The 19659-nt window shown below is 65.4% G+C and carries 20 protein-coding genes and 1 pseudogene; 11 read left to right on the top strand and 10 right to left on the bottom strand.

Features of this window, described 5'->3' with window-relative positions:
* Positions 1-165 precede the first annotated feature (165 nt).
* Entirely contained in the window at positions 166-438 is a 273-nt protein-coding gene (locus HG549_RS07095) for a DUF3509 domain-containing protein (RefSeq protein WP_170028849.1), read from the top strand.
* 61 nt (positions 439-499) lie between these two features.
* Here HG549_RS07095 and HG549_RS07090 read toward each other — a convergent pair whose 3' ends face one another.
* From HG549_RS07090 to aroC, 3 genes are all read right to left on the bottom strand, one after another.
* Complete coding sequence (locus HG549_RS07090) at positions 500-1036, bottom strand: oxidase (protein WP_170028848.1); 537 nt, start codon at positions 1034-1036, stop codon at positions 500-502.
* Positions 1036-2193: an MFS transporter gene (locus HG549_RS07085; RefSeq protein ID WP_170028847.1), complete on the bottom strand. Its 1158-nt coding sequence runs from the start codon at positions 2191-2193 to the stop codon at positions 1036-1038. Before HG549_RS07085 ends, HG549_RS07090 begins: the two co-directional genes overlap by 1 nt.
* 132 nt (positions 2194-2325) lie before the next feature.
* Positions 2326-3417 (bottom strand): chorismate synthase, encoded by a 1092-nt coding sequence (gene aroC, locus HG549_RS07080; protein ID WP_170028846.1) that lies wholly within the window; start codon positions 3415-3417, stop codon positions 2326-2328.
* 188 nt (positions 3418-3605) lie between these two features.
* Here aroC and HG549_RS07075 point away from each other — a divergent pair, with 188 nt between their 5' ends.
* On the top strand, positions 3606-4565 hold the full coding sequence (locus HG549_RS07075) for an alpha/beta hydrolase (protein WP_170028845.1): 960 nt from the start codon (positions 3606-3608) through the stop codon (positions 4563-4565).
* Between the two features lie 65 nt (positions 4566-4630).
* Positions 4631-5413, top strand: a complete 783-nt coding sequence (locus tag HG549_RS07070) for a hypothetical protein (protein ID WP_170028844.1) — start codon at positions 4631-4633, stop codon at positions 5411-5413.
* Positions 5414-5661: 248 nt separating this feature from the next.
* Here HG549_RS07070 and prmB read toward each other — a convergent pair whose 3' ends face one another.
* Positions 5662-6570: a 50S ribosomal protein L3 N(5)-glutamine methyltransferase gene (prmB, locus tag HG549_RS07065; RefSeq protein WP_170028843.1), complete on the bottom strand. Its 909-nt coding sequence runs from the start codon at positions 6568-6570 to the stop codon at positions 5662-5664.
* Positions 6571-6750: 180 nt separating this feature from the next.
* Here prmB and HG549_RS07060 point away from each other — a divergent pair, with 180 nt between their 5' ends.
* The 5 genes from HG549_RS07060 to HG549_RS07040 all read left to right on the top strand — a co-directional run bounded on the left by HG549_RS07060 (position 6751) and on the right by HG549_RS07040 (position 9537).
* The gene (locus HG549_RS07060) at positions 6751-7341 is read left to right on the top strand and encodes a cysteine hydrolase family protein (protein ID WP_063911663.1); all 591 of its coding nucleotides are present in this window, start codon (positions 6751-6753) and stop codon (positions 7339-7341) included.
* A gap of 52 nt (positions 7342-7393) precedes the next feature.
* On the top strand, positions 7394-7714 hold the full coding sequence (locus HG549_RS07055; RefSeq protein WP_170028842.1) for a hypothetical protein: 321 nt from the start codon (positions 7394-7396) through the stop codon (positions 7712-7714).
* Positions 7715-7929: 215 nt separating this feature from the next.
* The gene (locus HG549_RS07050) at positions 7930-8490 is read left to right on the top strand and encodes a Smr/MutS family protein (RefSeq protein WP_170028841.1); all 561 of its coding nucleotides are present in this window, start codon (positions 7930-7932) and stop codon (positions 8488-8490) included.
* A 70-nt stretch (positions 8491-8560) separates the two neighbouring features.
* On the top strand, positions 8561-9106 hold the full coding sequence (folE, locus tag HG549_RS07045) for a GTP cyclohydrolase I FolE (RefSeq protein WP_170028840.1): 546 nt from the start codon (positions 8561-8563) through the stop codon (positions 9104-9106).
* Between the two features lie 59 nt (positions 9107-9165).
* Positions 9166-9537, top strand: coding sequence for a glutaredoxin (locus HG549_RS07040; protein WP_170028839.1), 372 nt, complete (start codon positions 9166-9168; stop codon positions 9535-9537).
* A gap of 134 nt (positions 9538-9671) precedes the next feature.
* Here the strand turns inward: HG549_RS07040 and HG549_RS07035 are convergent, their stop codons facing one another.
* On the bottom strand, positions 9672-10274 hold the full coding sequence (locus tag HG549_RS07035; RefSeq protein WP_170028838.1) for a glutathione S-transferase family protein: 603 nt from the start codon (positions 10272-10274) through the stop codon (positions 9672-9674).
* 146 nt (positions 10275-10420) lie between these two features.
* Between HG549_RS07035 and HG549_RS07030 the strand changes: the two genes are divergently transcribed.
* The gene (locus HG549_RS07030) at positions 10421-11611 is read left to right on the top strand and encodes a benzoate/H(+) symporter BenE family transporter (RefSeq protein WP_170028837.1); all 1191 of its coding nucleotides are present in this window, start codon (positions 10421-10423) and stop codon (positions 11609-11611) included.
* Positions 11612-11799: 188 nt separating this feature from the next.
* On the opposite strand, the gene HG549_RS26230 is transcribed toward HG549_RS07030, so the two are convergent.
* From HG549_RS26230 to HG549_RS07020, 3 genes and pseudogenes are all read right to left on the bottom strand, one after another.
* Positions 11800-12504, bottom strand: a complete 705-nt coding sequence (locus tag HG549_RS26230; protein ID WP_372241565.1) for a methyl-accepting chemotaxis protein — start codon at positions 12502-12504, stop codon at positions 11800-11802.
* 201 nt (positions 12505-12705) lie between these two features.
* Positions 12706-13188: pseudogene (locus HG549_RS26225) on the bottom strand (methyl-accepting chemotaxis protein); the annotation flags it as partial.
* A gap of 668 nt (positions 13189-13856) precedes the next feature.
* Entirely contained in the window at positions 13857-15254 is a 1398-nt protein-coding gene (locus HG549_RS07020) for a PLP-dependent aminotransferase family protein (RefSeq protein ID WP_170028835.1), read from the bottom strand.
* 208 nt (positions 15255-15462) lie between these two features.
* Between HG549_RS07020 and HG549_RS07015 the strand changes: the two genes are divergently transcribed.
* Positions 15463-16620 carry an MFS transporter gene (locus HG549_RS07015; RefSeq protein ID WP_170028834.1) on the top strand — a complete coding sequence of 386 codons (1158 nt, stop codon included), beginning with the start codon at positions 15463-15465 and terminating at the stop codon, positions 16618-16620.
* Between the two features lie 166 nt (positions 16621-16786).
* Here the strand turns inward: HG549_RS07015 and HG549_RS07010 are convergent, their stop codons facing one another.
* Complete coding sequence (locus tag HG549_RS07010) at positions 16787-17548, bottom strand: SDR family oxidoreductase (RefSeq protein WP_170028833.1); 762 nt, start codon at positions 17546-17548, stop codon at positions 16787-16789.
* 175 nt (positions 17549-17723) lie between these two features.
* On the opposite strand from HG549_RS07010, the gene HG549_RS07005 reads away from it, so the two are divergent.
* Complete coding sequence (locus HG549_RS07005) at positions 17724-18725, top strand: NADP-dependent oxidoreductase (RefSeq protein ID WP_170028832.1); 1002 nt, start codon at positions 17724-17726, stop codon at positions 18723-18725.
* 126 nt (positions 18726-18851) lie between these two features.
* On the opposite strand, the gene pyrF is transcribed toward HG549_RS07005, so the two are convergent.
* Positions 18852-19553 carry an orotidine-5'-phosphate decarboxylase gene (gene pyrF / locus HG549_RS07000; protein WP_170028831.1) on the bottom strand — a complete coding sequence of 234 codons (702 nt, stop codon included), beginning with the start codon at positions 19551-19553 and terminating at the stop codon, positions 18852-18854.
* Between the last annotated feature and the right edge of the window lie 106 nt (positions 19554-19659).

Here is a 19659-nt window from a genome sequence, read left to right as displayed (position 1 = left end):
CAAAATGCACTGTGCAAAATGCACGACCTTGCAGATTGCACGGCCCACCGCTTCCACAACTATACTAAGCCGCTGATTTTAAACGATTTTTCCAAAACAAAACTCTTGGCACGCTCACTGCAATCTACCTGTTCACGATTGCTACCAAACCTGCCAGGAGTTGATATGGACCTCATCCAGGAAAAGTTCGTCTCGGTATTTCCGGCCTACCAGGTCACTACCCAGCCCCGCCCGGACGGCGGCATCCTGCTGACCCTGCGCGCGGCCGACGGCAAGGTGACCCGTCGGGTGCTGACCTATGGCCAACTGCATAGCGCCGAACAGCTGTCGTGGGCGATCAGCGCCATTCGCCGTGACCTGGCCGAGCAGGCCAGCGAGTTGCCGGTGATTTCCATGCTGCAGAGCCAGCAGCGCTTTGCCTTGCCAACTTACCGCTGAGTCTTGGGTTGGCGTTACCGGCCGCTTCGCGGGCTAGCCCGCGAACGGGCCGGTAATACCCTCACAGCTCGTCGATACCAAGAAACGCCCTGGCGCTTTCATCCCCGGTAAAACGTGGCTGCGCACCTTGCTCGCTGGCATACAGGCGCAACGCCAGGCAAAACGGCGTATCGCCCAGTTCCACCCAGCGCCGGGTCCCCGCCGGCATCACCAGCTGGTCGCCCTTCTCGCACAGCAGCGAATACACCCAGTCGCCCGCACGCAGGCCAACCTGGGCACGCCCGCTGATCACGGCAAATACTTCGTCAGCGTCATGCACGTGTTCATCGCGTATGTCTACCTGCGCCGGGTCGGCACCGTCACGGTTGAGCACCACGAAGGCCTTGCTGCCATGCGCTGTCATCAACCGGTCCAGGTGCTCCCGGCAGGCGCCCAGCACCTCTTCGTGGGCCGAGCCCGGGCGCACCCGCAGGCCAGGTTCGGCATGGGCAAATCGCACGCCCTGTTCGGCCAGGGTGGCGGCGATGTCATCGTGATGGGTCAGCACCTTGTTCGGCAGTTCCGGGCTGGAAGTGTGGAAAACGCTGAGAATGCTCATCAGGGGCGGGTCCTGGTCGGTTGCGAACAAAAGGCAATGATAACGGCTGCGGCCAAGGCTGCGGCACTGGCCATACCAAAGGTGAAGGTGGGCCCCAGCAGGTTCCAGCTATAGCCCGAATACAGCGCCCCCAGCGCCCCGCCAGTGCCGGACAGCGCCGCATACAGTGCCTGGCCCTGGCCCTGCTGGCGGGGGCCGAAACTGGCCTGGACGAAGGCGATGCTGGCGGCGTGGAAGCAACCGAAGGTGGCCGCATGCAGCAACTGGGCGAATACCAGCACTGCCGGCTCGCTGGCCAGGTTACCCAGCAACAGCCAGCGCAGCGCCGCCAGCACGAAGCTGGCCAACAGCACCCGCTGCACGGAAAAGCGCGCGAATACCCGGCTCATGAACATGAACACCAGCACTTCGGCCACCACGCCAAGGGCCCACAACAAGCCGATGGCACCGCGGCTGTAGCCCAGGTGTTCAAGGTGCAGGGTGAGGAAGGTGTAGTACGGCCCGTGGCTGAGTTGCATCAACGCCACGCAGGCATAGAACGCGATCACCCCGGGGGCACGCAACTGCTGCAGGAAGCCGCCGGCGCTGCGGCGCTCGCCCTGCTCCAGCGGCTGTGCATTGGGCACCCACAGGCTGGCGGCGACGATCCCGGCCATGATCGTGACCAGGGCCACCGGGTAGATATCCAGGCTCAGCCACTCGAACAGCCGGCCCAGGCCGACCACGGTGAGGATGAAGCCGATCGAGCCCCACAGGCGTACCTGGCTGTAGCGGGCGGTTTGCCCGTGCAGGTGGGCCAGGGTAATGACTTCGAACTGTGGCAGCACCGCATGCCAGAAGAACGCATGCAGGGCCATGACCAGCGCCAGCCAGGCATAGCTCTTGCCGAAGAAGATCAGGGCGAAGGTGGCCAGGGTCGACAGCGCGCCCAGGCGCACGATCAGCAGGCGCTGGCCGGTGCGATCGCCCAGCCAGCCCCACAGGTTGGGGGCGACGCAACGCATCAGCATGGGGATGGCCACCAGCTCGCCGATGCGCGCCGCGGAGAAGCCCAGGTGGTCGAAGTACAGCGCCAGGAACGGGGCGGTGGAACCGAGCAGGGCGAAGTAGAACAGGTAGAAGCTGGACAGGCGCCAGTAGGGGATTGGTTGCTGCATGGGATGCCCTTGTGGGGACCTGTGCCGGCCTCTTCGCGGGCGCGCCCGCTCCCACAGGGAACCCACAGATTCTGAAAGCGTTGATGAACCTGTGGGAGCGGGCATGCCCGCGAAGAGGCCGGTACTGGCGAATCAGAGCTGGCCCAGCACCGGGGTATTCACCTTCACATCGGCATTCTGCGCACGGTGGCGCAGCAGGTGGTCCATCAGTGCAATGGCCATCATCGCCTCGGCGATCGGCGTGGCACGGATACCCACGCACGGGTCGTGGCGGCCTTTGGTGATGACGTCCACCGGGTTGCCGTCGATGTCGATGGAGCGGCCCGGGGTGGTAATGCTGGAGGTTGGTTTCAGCGCCAGGTGGGCAACGATCGGCTGCCCCGAAGAGATGCCGCCGAGGATGCCGCCCGCGTTGTTGCTGAGGAAGCCTTGCGGGGTCAGCTCGTCACGGTGCTCGGTACCGCGCTGGGCCACGCTGGCAAAGCCGGCGCCGATTTCCACGCCCTTGACTGCGTTGATGCTCATCAGCGCGTGGGCCAGCTCGGCATCCAGGCGGTCGAAGATCGGCTCGCCCAAGCCCGGCATCACCCCTTCGGCGACCACGGTGATCTTGGCGCCTACCGAGTCCTGGTCACGACGCAGCTGGTCCATGTAGGCCTCCAGCTCCGGCACCTTGCTCGGGTCGGGGCTGAAGAACGCGTTCTGTTCCACCGACTCCCAGCTCTTGAACGGAATCTCGATCGGCCCCAGCTGGCTCATGTAGCCACGCACGGTGATGCCCTGGGTGGCCAGGTACTTCTTGGCGATGGCACCGGCGGCCACGCGCATGGCGGTTTCGCGGGCCGAGCTGCGGCCACCGCCGCGATAGTCGCGGATGCCGTACTTGTGGTGATAGGTGTAGTCGGCGTGGGCCGGGCGGAACAGGTCCTTGATCGCCGAGTAGTCCTTGGACTTCTGGTCGGTGTTGCGGATCAGCAGGCCGATCGAGCAACCGGTGGTACGGCCTTCGAACACGCCGGAGAGGATCTCCACCTCGTCGGCTTCCTGGCGCTGGGTCGTGTGCCGGCTGGTGCCGGGCTTGCGCCGGTCGAGGTCGTGCTGCAGGTCGGCCAGGGAAATTTCCAGGCCCGGTGGGCATCCATCGACAATGGCGACCAACGCCGGGCCATGGCTCTCGCCAGCGGTGGTGACAGTGAACAGCTTGCCGTAGGTATTGCCGGACATGGACGCTCCGCGAGATCTGCCTGAAGTGAACGAAAGCGGCAGTATACAGATGGATTGCCCGCCTGTGCTGGGCATCGTGAACCCGTGGCAGCGGGTTTACCGGCGAAGAGGCCGAGCCTGCCCTGCACAGGCCGAGAACCTTCCCGTGGACATAGGGTCAAACTGACATCTCCCCACTGTAGTACCGCATGATGTCGCGCCTCGTCGCTTTGTTGTTCCTGCTGTGCACCAGCCTGGCCCAGGCCGCCCCCACCGTGCTGCAACGCCCGATCGACCTCGATACCGGCCAGGGTGTGCTGCACGGCAGCCTGCTGCTGCCACTGCAGGCCACCCCGCCGCCAGTGGTGCTGATCATCGCAGGCTCGGGCCCCACCGACCGCGACGGCAACAACCCGGCCTCGGGCCGGGTCGACAACCTCAAGCGCCTGGCCCTGCTGCTGGCCAACGAACACATCGCCAGCGTGCGCTACGACAAGCGCGGGGTCGCTGCCAGCCAGCCGGCCACCCCCGACGAGCGTGACCTCAGCGTGGAGCGCTACGTGGCCGACGTGGTCGCCTGGAGCCACAAGCTGAAGGCCGACCCACGCTTTGGCCCGCTGATCCTGGTCGGCCACAGCGAAGGAGCGCTGATCGCCAGCCTGGCCGCCGAACAGGCCGGTGCCAGCGCGGTGATTACCTTGGCCGGCAGTGGCCGGCCGCTGGCCGAAGTGCTGCGCGAACAGCTGGCCCAGCGCCTGCCGCCAGCGCAACTGGCCGGTGGCAGCGCCCTGCTCGACCGCCTGCAGGCCGGGCAAACCAGCCTGGAAGTGCCGGCACCGCTGCGCCAGGTGTTCCGCCCCAGCGTGCAGCCCTACCTGATTTCGCTGTTCCGGCAGAACCCGGCCGCGGCGTTTGCCCGCCTGCCCATGCCGGCACTGATCGTGCAGGGGCGCAACGACGTGCAGGTGGACGTGGACGACGCCGAGCGGCTGAAGGCGGCCAAGCCGGATGCCCAGCTGGTGCTGATCGACGGCATGAACCATATGTTGCGCATCAGCCCCAAGGGCATGAGCCAGCAACGCGACAGCTACCTCAACCCCGAGCTGCCGCTGGCGCGCGAACTGGGTGAGCGGATCGTGACGTTCATCCAGCATTTGCCTTCGGCATGAGGTAAACGGGCTCAGGTCTCGGGCATGCCTGCCGATACAGCGGGCATAGCCGAGGACAAGCCCTGATGACCACCACCCCCGCCGCCGCAGAGCCGGCCGAAGAATCCCAGGAAAGCCCGGCCCTGCCCTGGGCCGAGCTGACCATCGAACACTTCCAGCTGCTGCGCCTGGCTGCCCTGCCTACCGATCGCAGCACCGGCGCACGGCCGCTGCGCTTCGTGCAGTTCGGCTATGCCGAGCGCCACGATAAGGCCCACAGCCTGCTGCGCATGGAAATAAAACTGCCAGGCCAGAAGGTGCACAAGGAACAGAACCGCCTGGACATCCGCGTCGACCATGGCGAACGCCTGGTACGCATTGGTGCCGAAACCGGCCTGCAACTGGAACCCTTGAACCGTGGCCTGGGCCGCTTCCTGCTGGCCCAGGCCGTGCAGTGGCTGCAGCGAAAGTGGTCGCATTACCGGGTCGAGGGCATGGCGCTGCCGAGCAAGGATGCGCTGAACGAAGACTCGCGCCTGCGCCGCGACCACTGCCTGCGCGGGGTCGGCATCGAGGTGGAGTATGAAGACGGCCAGCACCTGAAAGGCCGTACCGTGGAAACCACGGTGAGCCAGCTCAAGGGGGCCTGGAACAGCGAGCACGTGCAGCGGGTGGAGATCCTCGATGCGGCCAGCCTGCTGCAGCAGGCGGACCAGCAGTTGCAGGAAAAGGAAGCGCAACTGCGTGAGCGCGACGAACGCGTTGCCAAGTACCAGCGCGAAGACAGCGGCTTGCGCTTTACCATCACCTGCCTGGTGGCCTTTGCGGTGTTCCAGGCGGGGTTGCTGATCTGGATTGCCACGCGCTGACAGCGCGCCGCCTGGCCTTGGCGCTCGGTGGAAATTGGGCCGCTTTGCGGCCCATCGCGACACAAGGCCGCTCCTACAGGAGACCGCGTAGCACCGGGATGACGGTATCCCTGCAGGAGGAATTGGGCCGCTTTGCGGCCCATCGCGCCACAAGGCCGCTCCTACAGGAGACCGCGTAGCACCGGGATGACGGTATCCCTGTAGGAGCGGCCTTGTGTCGCGATGGGCTGCAACGCAGCCCCAATGAATCAGACCCGGGCCTTGAACAGCTGCTGATGCTGGCGGCACTGCTCGGCAGTCAGCATGAACACCCCATGCCCGCCGCGCTCGAATTCCAGCCAGGCGAAGTCCACCTCAGGGTACAACGCCTCGACATGCACCTGGCTGTTGCCCACTTCGACAATCAGCAAGCCCTTGTCGGTCAGGTGGTCGGCCGCTTCGGCCAGCATGCGCCGCACCAGGTCCAGGCCGTCGTTGCCGCACGCCAGGCCCAGCTCGGGCTCATGGTGGTACTCGGCCGGCATGTCGTCGAAATCCTCGGCATCGACATACGGCGGGTTGGACAGGATCAGGTCGAAACGCTGCCCTGGCAAACCGGCAAAGCCATCGCCCTGCACGGTGTACACGCGCCCGTCCAGGCCATGCCGCTCGATGTTCTGGTTGGCCACTTCAAGCGCATCGAACGACAGGTCGGCCAACACCACCTCGGCGTCGGGGAACACATCGGCGGCAACGATACCGATGCAGCCAGAACCGGTGCACAGGTCGAGAATGCGTGCCGGCTCGCTCGCCAGCCACGGTTCGAAGCGTTTCTCGATCAGCTCGCCAATCGGCGAACGCGGCACCAGCACACGCGGGTCGACGATGAACGACATGCCGCAGAACCAGGCCTCGCCCAGCAGGTAGGCAGCCGGCACGCGCTCTTCGATACGGCGCTTCAGCAGGTGCTGCAGGCGCACCCGCTCATCGTCCTCGAGGCGGCAGTCCAGGTAGCTGTCGGCCACCTCCCACGGCAGATGCACTGCGCCCAGCACCAGCAGGCGGGCCTCGTCCCAGGCGTTGTCGGCACCGTGGCCGAAGAACAGGTCGTGCTCGTGGAAGCGGCTGACCGCCCAGCGGATGTAGTCGCGCAGCGTGCGCAGACGGGATGTGATCACGGGGTACTCCTAATTCAGACCGGACAAAAGTCTAACAGCCCCGACCGCACATTTGTTCCCTTGGATCGCCTGCCGGCCGGCCACAGGCCAGTAATCATGCCGCTTGCATTGTCAACCATTCCCATTGGCGCCAAGGCAGGGGAGAATAGGTATACAAAAGCCCTATCCAAGGAGCCCTTGATGTCCGTTCCAACCACGATGTTCCGCCTCACTGGCCGCGATTACCCGCCGGCCAAGCTGAGCCACGCCAGCCTGATCATCATCGATGCGCAAAAGGAGTACCTCAGCGGGCCCCTGGCGCTGTCGGGCATGGACGAGGCCGTGGCCAACATCGCCAGGTTGCTCGACGCCGCGCGCAAGAGCGGCCGTCCGATCATCCATGTTCGCCACCTGGGCACCGTCGGTGGCCGCTTCGACCCACAGGGGCCGGCCGGCCAGTTCATTCCGGGGCTGGAGCCGCTGGAAGGCGAAATCGTCATCGAAAAGCGCATGCCCAACGCGTTCAAGAACACCAAGCTGCACGAGACCCTCCAGGAACTGGGCCACCTGGACCTGATCGTGTGCGGTTTCATGAGCCATTCCAGTGTCAGCACCACCGTGCGCCGGGCCAAGGACTATGGTTACCGCTGCACCCTGGTGGAAGACGCTTCGGCGACCCGCGACCTGGCATTCAAGGATGGGGTGATCCCGGCCGCGCAGATTCACCAGTGCGAAATGGCCGTGATGGCCGACAACTTCGCTTGCGTGGCCCCTACCGCCAGCCTGATCTGAACGCGATAAAGGGCCCCAGGTCGAATTCCGGATATCCACAGAGGAGAGCGGAATGAAGCTCAAAGGCAGTTTCGACGCCAAGCGCCTGCGCCCACGCGAACCGCGTAACTGGGGGGCGCGGCTGGCGGCCGGCCTGGCGGCCCTGTTGGCCACCCTGGGCGTGCTGCTGGCAATGGCCGGTGTCGCCGGCCTGCTGGGCAACTACCCTGCCCTGGCGGAACTCAATGCCAACAAGCCGTTGTCCGGCGTGTTGAGCATGGCTGGCTTGCTGTTGCTGTGGCTGGGCGTGCGCTTCTGGCGCCGCAGCCGCATTCGCCTGCGGCGTGGGCGCGAGCTGAACCTGGCGCCACACCTGATGAAAAAGCACGATTGACCACCACGCTACGTACGCGGCCTGTGTAGGAGCGGCCTTGCGTCGCGAAAGGGCCGCAACGCGGCCCCGCAGATGTAAGCGCGAAGCTGGATTCCCGAGGGGCGCTTCGCCCCCTTTCGCGACGCAAGGCCGCTCCCACAAAAGGCCAGGCAGGCGCGACATGGCTGCATACCGCTCTGCAGTCGCGTAAACTACGCCGCCCATGTGGAGGCATCATGCAAGACGACGATTTTTCCCTGTTCAAGGCCGAAGTGCGCGGTGTGAAGCCGATCCGGCACGACCGCGCCGACGTCGGCAAACCCAAGGCCGACCGCCAGCAGCTGGCCGGCCTGCGCCAGGCGGCGACGGTGCGCAGTGACAAGGCCCTGGTGATCGACGGCATGTCCGACCAGTTCGTCATCGACGTTGGCGCCGAAGACGAATTGCTGTGGCGTCGCGACGGTGTGCAGGAAGGCCAGTTGCGCAAGCTCAAGCTGGGGCAGATTGCGTTCGAAGGCAGCCTGGACCTGCATGGCATGACCGTGGAAAAGGCCCGCGAAACCCTCTGGGACTTCATCGCCGAAGCCACCAGGCTGGAAGTGCGCTGCGTACGCGTTACCCACGGCAAGGCCGCACGCCTGGACGGCAAGCGCCCGATGATCAAGAGCCACGTCAACACCTGGTTGCGCCAGCACCCGCAGGTACTCGGTTTTGCCTCGTGCAGCGCCCGCCACGGCGGCACCGGCGCGGTGTATGTGATGCTCAAGCGAACCATGCTCGAAGGCCGCGACGAATAACGCCGCGCTTGCAGCGCCGCCCTCGCCGCCGTACCCTTCGTTTTTGCGATTTTTTCCCACAGGTAGATCCATGTCCCTGGAACAGAACTACACCGAGATCCTCAGCCAGCTGGGCGAGGACGTCTCCCGTGAGGGCCTGCTCGACACGCCCAAGCGGGCTGCAAAGGCGATGAAATACCTTTGCCGCGGTTATGAGCAAACATTGGAAGAAGTCACCAACAACGCGCTGTTCAGCTCCGACAACAGCGAAATGGTGCTGGTCCGGGACATCGAGCTGTATTCGATGTGCGAACACCACATGCTGCCGTTCATCGGCAAGGCCCACGTGGCTTACCTGCCCAAGGGCAAGGTCCTCGGCCTGTCGAAGGTGGCACGCATCGTCGACATGTACGCCCGCCGCTTGCAGATCCAGGAAAACCTCAGCCGCCAGATCGCCGAGGCCGTGCAGCAGGTCACCGGTGCGGCAGGTGTCGCCGTGGTCATCGAAGCCAAGCACATGTGCATGATGATGCGCGGTGTCGAGAAACAGAACTCGACCATGATCACCTCGGTGATGCTGGGTGAATTCCGCGAAAACGCCGCCACCCGCAGCGAGTTCCTCAGCCTGATCAAGTGATTGGCTGTCGCCCCCAAGCCGACCCTGCGGGTCGGCTTTTTCATGTTCAGGAGTTGCCCATGATCGTCAAAGCCCTGCGGGTTGGCCTCGGCCAGCTCATCGTGTTCGCCGACTGGCTCAGCCGCCCGGCCAAGCGCAAGCGCGACGCCGCCGCCCAGGCCCGCGTCGAACAAGCGGCCAAGGGCCTGGCGCTGTACCAGTTCCATGCCTGCCCGTTCTGCGTCAAGACCCGCCGCACCCTGCACCGCCTGAACGTGCCGGTGGCGCTGCGCGATGCCAAGCACGACCCGGTACACCGCCAGGCCCTGGCAGAAGGCGGCGGCCGAGTGAAAGTGCCGTGCCTGCGCATTGAAGAAGCCGGCAAGGTGACCTGGATGTATGAGTCCAAGGCCATCATTGCCTACCTGGACGAGCGGTTCGCTGCCCTGTAGGAGCGGCCCTGTGTCGCGAAAGGGCCGCAAAGCGGCCCCGACAATCTACGCGGCGAAGCTGCAAACCCGGGGCGCTTCGCCCCCCTTTCGCGACACCAACCGCAGTTCACGGGCAGGCACAGCCTTGGCGCAGGTCAACCCACCATCGGCACATGCCGCGGGTGGCTGCTGACCCGCTCCAGCCAGGCCCTCACTGCCGGGTAATCGGCCAGGTCGAAGCCACCCTGATGCGCCACGTGGGTATAGGCATACAACGCCACATCGGCAATCGAGTACTGCTCACCGACCAGGTACGGCGTCATCTGCAACTGCCGCTCCATCACCCTCAGCGCCTTGTACCCGCCCTTGTGCAGCTTGCGGTACTCCTCCACGCGATCATCCGGCAAACCGAGGTAGAACTGGATGAAACGCGCCACGGCAATGTACGGCTCATGGCTGTACTGCTCGAAGAACTGCCACTGCAACACCTGGGTACGCAGGCGCGGCTCGACCGGCAGGAATTCGCTGCCATCGGCGAGGAAGTTGAGAATGGCATTGGACTCCCACAGGTAGCTGCCGTCTTCCAGCTGCAGTACCGGCACCTTGCCGTTGGGGTTCATGGCCAGAAACTCGGGCGTTTCCGTCTCACCCTTGAGAATGTCCACCGGGTGCCACTCATACGGCCGGCCCAGCAGGCTCAACATCAGCTTGATCTTGTAGCAATTGCCCGACTGGTAGTCGCCATAGACCTTGTACATCGCCCCTTCACTCCCCAAGCAGTTGTGCATTCGCGCCCAATAGTTGGCGACTGTACGGCTAAAAGCAATGGCCGCTGTATGGCAAGGATCAATCTTGCTCGCTGTAGTCTGAAAAAACTGCTTACACCTTTACAAGGATTTTGTTCATGACCGATGCCACTTCCGCTCGCCTGCGGCCACTGGCGGACAGCTCCCCGTCGGCGATTGTCGCCGGCTTCATCGCCATGCTCACCGGCTATACCAGTTCGCTGGTGCTGATGTTCCAGGCAGGCCAGGCGGCCGGGCTGACCAGCGCGCAGATTTCCTCGTGGATCTGGGCGTTGTCGATCGGCATGGCGGTATGCAGCATCGGCCTGTCGCTGCGCTACCGCACGCCAATCACCGTGGCCTGGTCCACCCCGGGTGCCGCCCTGTTGATCACCAGCCTGGGTGGGGTGAGTTATGGCGAAGCGATCGGCGCCTACATCACCTGCGCTGTCCTGGTGCTGATCTGTGGCCTGACCGGCAGCTTCGAGCGCCTGGTCAAACGCATCCCGGCTTCGCTGGCGTCGGCGCTGCTGGCGGGCATCCTGTTCAAGATCGGCAGCGAAATCTTCGTGGCCGCCCAGCACCGCACCTTGCTGGTGCTGGGCATGTTCTTCAGCTACCTGCTGGTCAAGCGCCTGTCGCCGCGCTACTGCGTGCTGGCCGCGTTGCTGGTGGGTACGACATTGTCCGGCGCCCTGGGCCTGCTGGACTTCAGCGGCTTCCGCCTGGAGGCTGCCACGCCGGTGTGGACCACGCCGAGCTTCTCCCTGGCGGCGACCATCAGCATCGGCATTCCGCTGTTCGTGGTGGCCATGACTTCGCAGAACATGCCTGGCGTGGCCGTATTGCGCGCCGATGGCTACCAGGTGCCGGCCTCGCCGCTGATCTCGGCCACCGGCTTTGCCTCGCTATTGCTGGCGCCATTCGGCTCGCACGGGGTCAACCTGGCGGCGATCAGCGCGGCGATCTGCACCGGGCCACATGCCCATGAAGACCCGGCCAAACGCTACACCGCGGCGGTGTGGTGCGGGATTTTCTATGGCATTGCCGGGGTGTTTGGGGCGACCTTGGCGGCACTGTTTGCGGCGCTGCCAAAAGAGCTGGTGCTGTCAATTGCGGCGCTGGCACTGTTCGGCTCGATCATGAACGGGTTGACCGTGGCCATGAGCGAGGCGCGTGAGCGGGAGGCGGCGTTGATCACCTTCATGGTCACGGCTTCGGGGTTGACCTTGTTCTCCATCGGCTCGGCGTTCTGGGGGATTGTGGCGGGGGTACTGACCTTGATGATCCTCAACCCGCGCAGGGCCTGAAGGTATTTGTTGCCTGTACCGGCCTCTTCGCGGGCACGCCCGCTCCCACACTGCCCTCAGGTTCAGTGATACCCCTGTGGGAGCGGGCATGCCCGCTCCCGCACTGCCCTCAGGTCCAGTGATATCCCTGTGGGAGCGGGCATGCCCGCGAAGAGGCCGGTATAGGCAACACAAGCCCCAAGCCCAGATCACAACCTGAAATGCCCCACCATCCCCTTCAGGTCGGTGCCCAACTGCGCCAGCTCGACACTCGACCGGGCATTGTCCTGCATTGCCAGGGCCGCCTGGTCGGCACTGCTGCGAATCTGCGTGACGCTGCGGCTGATCTCTTCGGCCACTGAACTCTGCTGCTCGGCCGCCGCGGCAATCTGCTGGTTCATCTGCTGGATCAACGACACCGCTGCAGCAATGCTGCCCAGCGCGCTTTCGGTCTGCAATGCATCGGCAACTGCCAGGCGCACCAACTCGGTACTGCCCCGGATCTGCGCCACCGACTGCTGGGCATTGCCGCGCAGGCTGGCAACCAAGGTCTCGATCTGCTCGGTAGACTGCCGGGTACGCCGCGCCAGCGCACGCACCTCATCAGCCACCACGGCAAAACCACGCCCCTGCTCACCTGCACGGGCCGCTTCGATAGCCGCATTGAGCGCCAGCAGGTTGGTCTGCTCGGCCACGCTCTTGATCACTTCCAGTACGTCGCCAATGGTGTGAATCTCGGCGCTGAGGCTGTCGATACCGGCGCTGGCGGTTTCCGCCGCCGCCGCCAGCTGCTCGATGCGCTGCATGCTCTGGCGCACCACCTGCTGCCCGGAATCGACCTTTTCGTCCGCAGCCTGGGCCGCCTGGGCCGCCTCCTCGGCGTTGCGCGCGACATCGTGGACGGTGGCGGTCATCTGCTGCATGGCGGTCGCCACCTGTTCGGTTTCGTCCTTCTGGCTACCCACCTCGCGGTTGGTCTGCTCGGTTACCGCCGACAGCGCCTGGGCATTACCGGCCAGTTGCTCGATACCCTGCTGCAAACCGCTGACGATTCCCGACAGGCCCTCGGCCATCTGCTGCATGGCCTGCATCAGCTGCCCTACTTCATCACGGCGTGGCGCCTGGGCGTCGAAGCCCAGCTCACCGGCGGCAATGCGCTGGGCGCGGGCAATCACATGCCTGAGCGGGCCGACCACGGCGCGGGTGATCAGCCAGGCAGCCAGCACACCGACCAGCAGCGCCAGCGCCGTCGCCACGCCAATCGCCACGGCGTTGCGCTGCAGTTCACCCTGCAGCGCCTGCTCCTGCCCCAGGTAGGCCTGGTCGACGCGCCCGGTGACCTGCTCGGCACTGGCCTGCAACTGCGCCTTCAAGCCCTGCTCGCGGGCCAGCTGGTCAGTGTATTCGTTGAGTTTCTCCGAGAAGCTGCCGATGTGCCCCGCCACTTCGCCCAGCACGCTCTGGTAACCAGCATCGCTGACCGCGCCCTGCAGCTGGCCGACCAGGCTGGCGGCCTCGACGGTCTGGGCAATGCGCTCCTGGCTGACGCCTTCTTCACCCTTGCGGCTTTTTTCCAGGCGTACCCGCGCTTCGTCCATGGCCTGCAGCATCAGCCGCGAAACCTGCGCAACTTGCGCGGCCTGCTCCAGGAACTCGCCGCCCTGCTGCCCCTGCGACTGCTTGAGGGTGTACACGCCATCATCGGCCAGCCCGGCCTGCAGCACATCGAGGTTGTTGGCCACGCTGGACACCGACCAGCTGGCCATGTCCAGTGCCAGCTCCTTGGCCTGCACCGCCTCGACAAAGGCCTCGAACGCTTGCCCATAGGCGGTCAGCTCGGCTTCCGTCGCGGCCAGCGCCGGCAGGCCGCGGGCGCGTTCGACCAGGCTCTGCAGGCCGCTGCGCAGGGCCTCGGCCTGCTGTATGTCGGAACGCAGGGCAAACGCCTGCTCGTGCTGGCGCAGGCGCAGCAGGTCGGTATTGAACTGGCCCAGCTGGCGCAAGCTGTCGAAGCGCTGGCTGACACTGTACAGCGCAGCGATGCCAATGGCCGCCACCGCCAGGGTCAGCACCAGCACCAGGGCAAAGCCCAGGCTGAGTTTGCGGGCCATGCCCAGGTTGGCCAGCACACCGTGCTTGCTCGTGCCCATGCCGATTCCCCTTCTGCTGGCGAGGTTATCTGGAAGGCCAAGGGTGGCAACGTTGCCAGCCACTGAACAAGGGCCTGACGCCAGAATAGTGTCAAATAGCTACGACGGTGTCGCTATCAGCTTTGCGGAGGTCGCCCTGCGTGCTGAAGGAAGGCCTGGGCGCGGGCGTCCTGCCCATAGGCGACATTGATGCGCAGCCAGGCGCTGGCAGCGCCCTGGTAATCGAAGGCACTACCTGGCGTGAGCAGCACCGCATGCTGCAGCGCCAGGTGCTCCAGGCAGGCGAAATCGCGGCCCGGCACGCGGGCCCAGACGAACATGCCGCCGTAGGGTTCGCAGAACACCTGCCAGCCCGCCAGTTCCAGCTGGCCAAGCAACCGCGCCATGTGCTGCGCCAGGCGTACGCGCAGACGCTGCATGCTCTTGCGGTAACTGCCATTGGCCAGCATCTGCCCTACTACCTGCTCGGCAAAACGCGAGGTGCCGATACCGCTGACCATCTTCAACTCGGCCAGGCGCGCGACCAATGCCGGGTCGGCGACCAGATAGCCGACCCGCAGCGAGCTGCTGAGGGTTTTCGAGAAGCTGGCCATGTAGATGACCCGCTGCTCACTGTCGAGGGTGGCCAGGCGGGTGGCCGGCCCTTCCTGGAAATCGGCGTAGATATCGTCCTCGATGATGCGCAGGTCATGCTCGCGGGCCAACTCCAGCAGACGGTAGGCGACCTTGGGCGTCAGGCTGGTGCCGGTGGGGTTGTGGTACAGGCTGTTGATGAACAGGCAACGCGGCTTGTGCCTGGCCAGTAGCGCTTCGAGGGTCGCCAGGTCCGGGCCCTCGGCGCCACGGGGCACCGGCAGCATGTGCACCTGGTGCTGGCGCAGCAAGTTGTACAGGTTGTAGTAACCGGGGTTCTCCACCAGTACCGTGTCGCCCGGGCGCAGCAAGGTGCGCACCAGCAGGTCGAGGCCATGGCTGGCACCCTGGGTAGTGAGGATGCGCTCGGGGCCGGCGACAATGCCCTGCTGCGCCAGGCGCTTGTGCAGCTGCTGGCGCAGGCTGGCCAGGCCCAGCGGCGGGCAGTAATCGAACAGGTCCTGCGGGTTGCCGCGGCTGACCTGGCGCACCGCCTGGGCCAGCTCGGTGGTGGCGCGCCAGCTGCTGGGCAGCCAACCGCAGCCCAGCTTGAGCAGTTCGTCATGACCCTCGCGGAATTGCCGCCAGCTACCGTCTGCGGCTTCCCCCCAGGGCTGGGTGTCGTCCGCGGCCAGGCCGGGTTTGCGCTCGGCCACGAAAAAGCCGGTGCCATGCCGCGCCTCCAGCCAGCCGCTGGCAACCAGCCGGTCGTAGGCCTCGATCACGCAGGACGCGCTGACCGCCTGGCTGCGGGCCAGGGCGCGGATCGACGGCAGGCGCGCGCCTGGGCGCAAGCGTTGCCGGTCGATCCAGGTTTGCAGTTGGTCGGTGAGTTGCTGCACCAACGGCGTAGCACTGGTGCGGTCGAGGGTAAGGTGCATGAGGTTGACTGTTTGCCGATTTTGAGCGAACAGTTAAGCATAAATGCGCTGAGGGTGTGTCTGGTGAGTGGAATGGACGCCCATCAGAGTAGGCAGGGCTGGCTCTTTCGCGGGTAGTGCACGGCTCTTGGGTTTGGATGCGAACCCTGTGGGAGCGGTTCACCGGCGAAGAGGACGGCACACACACTACAACACCAGGACCCAACCCATGCCCTTCGCTCCGGCCCGCCTGGCCTTCGCCCTCTGCCTGATCACCCTGGCTGTCAACCTGCCGGCCCCGTTGTATATCGCTTACGCCGACCTTTCCGGCCAGGGCGCCGGTGCCACGGCGGTAGCATTCGCCAGCTATGTGCTCGGCGTTTTGCCCGTGCTGCTGGCCCTGGGTGGCCTGGCCGACCGGGTCGGGCGCCGGCCGCTGATCCTGGCCGCCCTGGCCCTGTCGATGCTCGCCACGGGGCTGCTACTGCTGGCCCCCAGCCTGCACACGCTGGGCCTGGCGCGGGCGTGCCTGGGCCTCGGCACCGCCCTGGCCACCGCCACGGCGACCGCCTACATGGGCGAGCTGATGGGCAGCGAGCACGGCCCTCGCGCCGCCAACTGGGTGACCGCCAGCACCTCGCTGGGTTTTGGCCTGGGCGCAGCGCTGACCAGCCTGTTCCTGCTGCGTGGCCCCAGCCTGACCCCGGGCAGCTTCTACTGGCAACTGCTGCTGGCGGCAGTGGCCATGGCGCTGGTATGGCGCCTGCCGGACCCACGCCCGGCACAGCGCACCCGCATGCTGCGCCTGCCTTGCTACCCGCGTGGCAGCGTCGGCTATGGCCTGGCCATCCTGCTGGCATGGGCCTGCTCGGGGCTGGTCATTGCCTTGTTGCCAGGCATCCTGCGCCAGCATGGGCTAAGTGTCTGGTCGGGGTTCTCGACCTTTTGCGTGATCAGTTGCGGGCTGGTGTTCCAGCCGATGGCGCGGCGTCTGGACAGCCGTACGGCCACGCTGCTGGGGCTGTTGATATTGCCGTGCAGCTATGCCGTGCTGGCCTGGGGAGCAGACAGCGGCAGGCTCGGGGCGGTGTTGCTGGGGGCGGTAGCAGCCAGCAGTGCGTGCTACGGGTTTATCTACCTGGGCGGGTTGGCGGCGGTGAACCAGCTGGCCGGCAGCGAGAAAACCCGGGCCAGTGCCGGGTTCTTTCTGCTGGCCTACCTGGGGTTCAGCTTGCCGGTGATCTTCACTGGCTTGCTGAGTGACCGGCTGGGGTCGGGGTTGGCCTTGCTGGTGTTTGGTGGGGTACTGACAGTGGCATGTGTGGCGCTTGGGCTGGCGTTGCTGTCCGGTTCGGTGAAAACCGCACAGGCGGCACGCTCGGTGTAGGCGCGGCCTTGTGTCGCGAAAGGCGGCGCAGCGCCGCCCCTGCCTCGCCGAATGAATTGCCGCATGAATTGCCGGGGCTGCTGCGCAGCCCATCGCGACACAAGGCCGCTCCTACACCCAGGTTCAGGGATATGGCTGCGCTCAGTGATTGCCCTGCGAGAGCGGTTCAGATCGCCGTCGCCCCACCATCCACCGTCAGGCAGTGCCCGGTGGTAAACGCTGCGCCGTCGCTGCACAAGTACAGTACCGCGCTGGCAATTTCCTCGACCTTGCCAATACGCCCTACCGGGTGCATGGCAGCGGCGAACTCGGCCTTGCGCGGGTCGGCCTGGTAGGCGCGGCGGAACATCTCCGTGTCGATCACCGCCGGGCACACCGCGTTCACGCGGATGCCCTTCTTGGCGTACTCGATGGCCGCCGACTTGGTCAGGCCGATCACGGCGTGCTTGGAGGCACTGTAGATGCTCATTTTCGGCGCCGCGCCCAGCCCTGCGACCGAAGCGGTATTGACGATCGCGCCAGCGCCTTGGGCCAGCAGCAACGGCAACTGGTACTTCATGCACAACCACACGCCTTTGACATTGACGCCCATGATGGCATCGAACTCTGCTTCGCTGCCCTCGGCCAGGCGGCCCTGCTCTATCTCGATACCGGCGTTGTTGAAGGCATAGTCCAGCCGGCCATAGGCGCCAAGCAGGCGCTCGTGCAACTGGCGCACCTCGGCGTCACGGGTAACGTCGCAGGCGATGAACAGCGCCTCGCCACCTGCCGCGCGGATCAACGCCACGGTGGCCTCGCCGCCGACCGCGTCGAGGTCGGCCACCACCACCTTCAGGCCCTGCTGGGCGAACGCCAGGGCGGTTGCCCGGCCGATGCCGGCGGCAGCGCCGGTAACCAGGGCGACCTGGCCGGAAAAGGTCATGCTCATCGCGTGCTCCTGAGAGTGCTGGGTGGGGTGCAAAGCATAGTCAGCCACCGTCTGGCCGGGCAGCATCATCACCCCTCCGGTTGGGCTACCATGCTTGTCAGTGATGTTACGGACCTGCCTCCATCAACAAGGTAGATTTAACGCCCGATTCCTCCACTGCCCACAAGGACCTGCCATGACCCAGACCAACCGCCGCTTCCTGCTCGCCAAACGCCCGGTCGGCGCCGTGCGCCGTGACGATTTCAGCTTCGACAGCGTTGCCGTCGAACAACCCGGCGAAGGCCAGGTACTGGTGCGCAACCTGTACCTGTCGCTGGACCCCGCCATGCGCGGCTGGATGAACGAAGGCAAGTCCTACATCCCACCCGTGGGCCTTGGCCAGGTAATGCGCGCGCTGGGCGTTGGCGAGGTGGTCGCGTCCAACCACCCCGGCTTCAAGCCGGGCGACCATGTCAGCGGCGCCCTGGGCGTGCAGGACTACTTCACCGGCGATGCCCAGGGCCTGCACAAGATCGACCCCAGCCTGGCGCCCCTGCCCCGCTACCTGTCGGCACTGGGCATGACTGGCATGACCGCCTACTTCGCCCTGCTGGAAGTCGGCCAGCCCAAGGCTGGCGACACGGTGGTGATTTCCGGTGCGGCGGGTGCGGTGGGCAGCATCGTCGGGCAGATTGCCAAGATCAAAGGCTGCCGCGTGGTCGGCATTGCCGGCGGTGCCGAGAAGTGCCAGTACCTGAAGGACGAACTGGGCTTTGACGGGGTGATCGACTACAAGGCCGAGGACGTGCTGGCTGGGCTGAAGCGCGAATGCCCGAAAGGCGTCGATGTGTATTTCGACAACGTGGGTGGCGACATCCTCGATGCCGTGCTGACCCGCATCAACTTCAAGGCCCGCATCGTGATTTGCGGCGCAATCAGCCAGTACAACAACAAGGAAGCGGTGAAAGGCCCGGCCAACTACCTGTCGCTGCTGGTGAACCGTGCGCGCATGGAAGGCTTTGTGGTGATGGACCATGCCAAGGACTATGGCAAGGCCGCGCAGGAAATCGCCGGGTGGCTGGCCAGTGGGCAGGTGAAGAGCAAGGAGGATGTGGTGGACGGGCTGGAGACCTTCCCCGAGACGCTGCTGAAGCTGTTCAGTGGGGAGAACTTTGGCAAGTTGGTGCTGAAGGTTTGATTGCGGGGTTGGGCTTGCAGCTGTAGGCCTTGGGAGGATCAGCGCTGGGTAGATCGAGCGCCGCGTGGGCGGCGCTCGATTTCGCCGGCACTAGGGCGCTCAAGGCGAGCACCTCACGCAGGCATCTTACCCACGAATCTCTGCCACCACCGCGGCCAGTGCCTGCGCCGGGTCGGCGGCCTGGCTGATCGGGCGGCCGATCACCAGGTAATCCGAACCGGCATCCAGCGCCTGGCGCGGGGTGAGAATACGGCGCTGGTCATCCTGCGCGCTGCCCGCCGGGCGAATGCCCGGGGTGACCAGCTGCAGCGCCGGGTGCGCCGCCTTCAGCGCCGGGGCCTCCAGCGCCGAGCACACCAAGCCGTCCATGCCGGCCTTCTCGGCCAGCGCGGCCAGGCGCAGCACCTGCTCTTGCGGGTCGATATCCAGGCCGATACCGGCCAGGTCTTCACGCTCCATGCTGGTCAGCACGGTCACGCCAATCAGCAACGGTTGCGGGCCGCTGCGCTTGGCCAGTTCCTCACGGCAGGCCGCCATCATGCGCAGGCCACCGGAGCAGTGCACGTTGACCATCCACACGCCCATCTCGGCCGCCGCCTTCACCGCCATGGCAGTGGTATTGGGGATGTCGTGGAACTTGAGGTCCAGGAACACTTCGAAGCCCTTGTCGCACAGGGTTTCGACAATGCCCGAAGCACTGCTGGTGAACAGTTCCTTGCCAACCTTCACCCGGCACAGCGCAGGGTCAAGCTGGTCAGCCAGCTTCAGGGCGGCCTCACGGGTAGGGAAATCCAGGGCGACGATCAGGGGCGTCTGGCAGGCGGACATGGCAGGGTCTCTTGGCAAGTCGAAAACGGCGCGCATTGTAAACGATGTGACGCAGGCTTTGGGGCCCGCAAGTCACGGAATTGGCCCGGCACGGCCTGGCTCCTAT

The sequence above is a fragment of the Pseudomonas sp. SK genome (genome assembly GCF_012975065.1).
In the GTDB taxonomy this organism is placed as follows: Bacteria; Pseudomonadota; Gammaproteobacteria; order Pseudomonadales; family Pseudomonadaceae; genus Aquipseudomonas; species Aquipseudomonas anuradhapurensis.
The sequence above is the reverse complement of the archived record's forward strand: the minus strand, read 5'-3'. Positions and strand labels throughout refer to the sequence as shown.